Origin of the sequence: Pseudomonas sp., assembly GCF_049590575.1 — a bacterium.
Classification (GTDB): domain Bacteria; phylum Pseudomonadota; class Gammaproteobacteria; order Pseudomonadales; family Pseudomonadaceae; genus Aquipseudomonas.
This window is the reverse complement of sequence record NZ_JBAWDE010000439.1, coordinates 1-4,811: the sequence shown is the minus strand read 5'-3', so window position 1 is coordinate 4,811 and position 4,811 is coordinate 1. Positions and strand designations below refer to the sequence as shown.

General features: G+C 65.4%; 1 protein-coding gene. It reads right to left on the bottom strand.

Translation table 11 applies throughout. The annotated features are described in order from the left end of the window. A partial coding sequence (locus tag WBR57_RS30015) for a filamentous hemagglutinin family protein (protein WP_424089196.1) occupies nt 1-4,811 on the bottom strand: 4,811 nt, incomplete at both ends.

The window sequence follows — 4,811 nt, the reverse complement described above, 5'->3', positions numbered from 1 at the left end:
GGACGCGGCCGCCCCCGCCGCGCTGGCCGAGCTCATGGCCCCGGTATTGACGGTGGCCGACACCGGCACCCCGGATGACTTGCCCTGGCTCTGGATGTTCGCCGCGTTCACCACCCGCAAGGCGGCGATGTTGACGTTACCCGACACGCGAATGCCCGCCTCGCCGGCATCGATGGTGCCTAACGGCGCGATCAGGTCGATATCCCCCGCCGGCACTTCCGGGATCGGGTTGAGCGTGGCGATCCCCGCACCGGTACTCGGCACCGACGGCGACAGGCCCACGTTGCCCCAGTTGTCATAGACACGCTTGGGCGGCGTGTACACCACGGTGGTCTTGGAACCGCGCCCGGCGTTGATATCACCCTCGCTGGTCCAGCCCATGATCGAACCGCCGAAGGTGGTCATGATGCGGCTTTGACCGAGCAGGATGCTGCCCAGGGAATACAACTGGATATCGCCAGCGCCCTGGGTGATCACGCCGGCCGTGGACGGCGGTGCAGTGCCTTCGATGCCGAAGGTCTGGCGGCCGCCCGGGGTGAGCATCTGGATCGAACCGCCGAAGTTGGTGTGCACGCCGGCGCCACCAAACATCGTGATATCGCCCTTGTAGGTGATCGGGTTACCCGCCACGTCCGTGCTCGGGAACAACGCCGCGATGGCCACACGACCCCGCAGGTAACTGCCCTGGCGCACGCTGCCGTCCTGGTTGTACTCGCGGCCGGCGGCCTTGAGTTCGGCAAAATATACGTCACGGGCGAAGACCCGTTGTTGCTCGGCGGGCAGCGCCGCGTAGTAGGCGCGCGCCTGTTCACTGTTGCCGACAAAGCCGAAACGCTCGGCCAGCCAGCCGACCAGTTCACTCTCGTAGGTCTTGGCCACCTTGGTGCCCTGCAACGACTCGCCCGGTTGGGCCAGGTTGGCGGGGTTGAGGTAGGCCTCGACTAAACGCAGGTAATCCGGGCCGTTGGGGCCGACGCCGGCTTGCATCACGATGCTCGCGCCGGGGCGGTTGTCGCCGGCCGCGACCGCGCCGAGGCTGTTGACCCCGACCTTGTCTTCCATCTGGATGTTGCGCCCTGCCGACAGCTCCAGGGTGCCCGGGCCGGCGACGTTGAAACTGCTGTAGAGAATGTCGCGCCCGGCGCTGGCGATGGAGATGTCGGTGGGGCCGTTGTGCACGAACAGGTTGCCGGTGATGGCGTAGGCGCCCGTGGTCGAATCACCGCCCTCGGCGCCACTGAGGGGCGTACCGCTGCTGACAATATCGCGACCGGCCTGCATCCATACCGGGCCGGCGCCTTCATAGTAGGTTTGGCCAAAACGCGGATCAACGGCGGTCGTAATGGTGATCGCCCGACCACTGTTGACCCCCAGCAGGTCACCCCTCAAGGCATAGAAACGCGCAGGTTCAAGGGCTTCACCCCAGGCCGTGCTGGCCGTGTTGGGGCCAAAGGCAAACAGTGGAGAGAGCCCGAAACGCGCAACACTGCCATCACTGGAAAGGTTGCCACTGCCCGTTACCGCGACGCGATCGCTCAGGAACCCAAGGAAGGCCGGATGCAGGATCGACGCCAGGCTATTCGGGGCAGCACTGGAGCGGCTGATGGTCAGGTCACCGCCATAAATCGAATCCCCCGCCAGCAATTCCAATTGCCCGTTGGCCGAGGGGGCCAGCACCAAGGCTTTGAGCGGGGCCACCGAGTTGGTATTGAAACTCGCGGCGCGCCCGTAATACAGGCTGCCGTTGGCGGCGACCGCCCGCAAAGTGGCGGGATAGACCGCGGCCATATCGGTTTCCAGGGTATCGGTCAGCGGCGTGAGGTTGCCGCCGGCGGAGAACAGGTTCACAGCCGTGTGGTCGGTCCACAGGCTGAACCAGCTTTGTCCGATCCCGTTGACCCCGCCGTTGACATAGGCCAGGGCATTCATTTGCGGCGCGCGCCCTGGGTCGGCGCCGTCCTGCAACACCAGGTCGCCCCGGGTAGAGAGGCTGAAGGTGGCGTCGCCCGGCAGCAGGCTCAAACCACCGGCCGCCGCAGCGGAGGTGGAACGCAACGGGTCGAACGCGCGTACTTCGCTGGGGCTGTGGTCTCGGAGCTGGTTACCGTAGCGCAAGGTCAGGCTGCCCAGGGCGCCGCCGGTCAACTGCACATGCCCACGCAGGTTCACCAGTGCACCGTTGAGGTGGCCGGTGAAGGTCTGGCTGGCAGGGTTGATGGCGCCGCCGACCCGCAGGTTCAAATCGCCGCCACCGGTCAGTTGCACGCTGCCGTCCGCCGCCACGCGGCCAGTGCTGCCGACTGCCAGTACCAGGCCTTGGCTGCGGGGGCTGACGTTCTGGAGTGTTGACGACACGGGGCTGATAAACCCTGCATCGCCGCCCACCTCAACATTCAGATTGCCGCCGCCCAGGGTGCCGAAGCCGGTGAAGCCGACCATCTGGTCTGCCCCCAGGCCTGAGACATAGGAACCAAAGTTGATCCACCAGGCAGTGGCTTGCGCATTGCTACCACTTTGACCATTGCCCTGGCGCCATAACCAATTGCCGACGTTAGCCGAATCCTGACCCAAATCACCGGTAACCGGACGCCCGACGCTAACCAGCGCCAGCCGGGTGATATTGCCCGTCAGGTCGCCACCCACTTTCAGCAGTAGATTGCCGCCGGTATCCGGGTACCAGGCACGGTACAGGCTGCCCGGCTCGCCATTGACCCACTGCTCATTGTTGCCCAGGACATTGCTCAGCACCTTGTTATTGCTGCCCAAGGCACGTTTGAGGTTGTACGGGTCATTGGCCGAAGTGGCGCTGGATGAACTGCCAGCGGTGTAGACACCGAACAGCGACTCCATACTCAAGGTGCCGGCCGCCAGTAACTCCAGGTCCGCCGCCCCCGTGCGTATCACACTGAAACGCGTGCTGCCCCCGGCCTGATAGCTTGTGCCTCCGCCCTGCGTAATGCAGAACGTCGGAAAATCATCACACATGCCGGGGTACGCTTCGTTGTCGAAGTCAATCGGTTGCCCCGCCATGCCGATGTCGCCAAACCACTCTGTGGCGCCCTCCTCGCTCCATACAATGGCAGCGCCCGCACCCGGCACGCCAAACATCCCATAGTGACTGTCGGCGAGGCGCAGGTTACCGCTGACCGGGAGCGGCTGCAGCAGGCGACTGTCCGCCGCCTCGGTATCCGCCCCGGCCACCAGGCGCAGCGACCACGACTGCGAACCTTCCTCCAGCATCGGCGCAATCGCCCAGTTCTTGCCCTGGCGACCGGCGTCGGCAACCCGCAGTTGCACCGACTCCACGCCACCCGGCAACTTGACGTCGGTACCCGACGGCAACAAGGCGCCCCGGGGCAGCACTTTGCTGACGGCCAGCGTGACGTTGGTGGCCAGAGGCACGCCCTTGGGCCAGATCAGCCCGTCAACATTGGCCGAAACGCTCAGCAAGCTGCCGGCATCCAGCTGGCTGCCGATAGCCAGGGTTTCACTCTGGCTCAACAGCGTGCCCGCCGCGAACAACACATTGCCCGACGCATCGCGCACGGTGGCCGCCAAGACCGTACCAGCGGGCAATACCAGCGCTTGGCTGAGCGTTGCCGCGACCGGCAACCGGGTGCCCGCCGGCAGAAACAGCGCCTTGGTCACCACATCGAAGTTAAGCGTCACACCTGCGGGAAACAGGGTGCCATCGGCCAGCGTCACACCACTGCCCGGCACCACCACCGTGCCGCCGGTGTAGTCGATACCGGCGCGCAGTACCCAGCCATTGTCATCGTCGGTCTCGGGCGGCGCCGCGAAACCGTCGTTGATGCTGCCGTAGATATTCAGGTCGCCGCCGGCGCGCAGGGTCAGGCTGCCGGCCTCGGTCAAGGCGCTGGATTTAAGGCTGGCATAGCGGTAGCCGGAGAGGTCCAGGTCGCCCTGCACCACCAGGTCGCCGTCCGCGGTTTTGCTGATGATCTCTACCCCAGGGCGCAGATGGAAGGTATCCCCGTAGGTGGCGTTGTTCAGGCCTGCCAGCTTGTTTTGCACCAGGTTGGTGTTGGCGAGGGCGGCGTTGATAAACGCCGTATTCGCAGGATCGACGACGTTCTTCAGGTAGTCCTGATCAATCACCTGGTAAGGACGCCCATTCGGCGTTTCATCGGTTTTGGTCGGGGCATCGTCATAGGTGATCATGCCGTTGAGGGCGATCGACCGCGCGCCCTGGATCGTCAATTGCCCACTGGCGTCGATGGCGATGTCATTGCCACCCAGGCGCGGCGCGTTGAGTTCCAGGGTGCCGCGTGGGCGCCCGTCGCTGGTCGCCGCGTCGGTGCCATGGCGCAGGTCGATGTGCACGCCATCGGCCAGGGTCAACTGGCCCTGGCCCGAGCTGAGGACTACGGTGGCGCGGTTCGGGGAGTCGATGACCTTGCCGTAGCTGTCCACGCGCACTTGCGTGCCATGGGCATCGAGCACGGCGCTGCCGTCCAGGGTCAGGCCGTTTTTGGCGGCCAGGTTGATGCTGCCGACGCGCTCGCCGCTGGCGTCCACCAGGCCGGTCACGCGCAGGCTGCCGTTGTCGATCGAGACGTTGACACTGTTGGCCTTGACGCCGCTGCCGAGGGTCAAGTCGCCCTGCTTGAGCTGGAAGCTGCGCGCGCCGTAGACCTGGCCCTGATTGAGGCGCTGGTTGAGGGCGGCGAACTGGTCGTTGAGGCTGCCGTTGCCACCCAGGTGCTGGGCCTGGATCTCCACCGCACCGGCCAGGTACGGCACCCGGGTGCCGCCGGCATCGTAGTAACCGCTGCTGCCGGCCACGATCC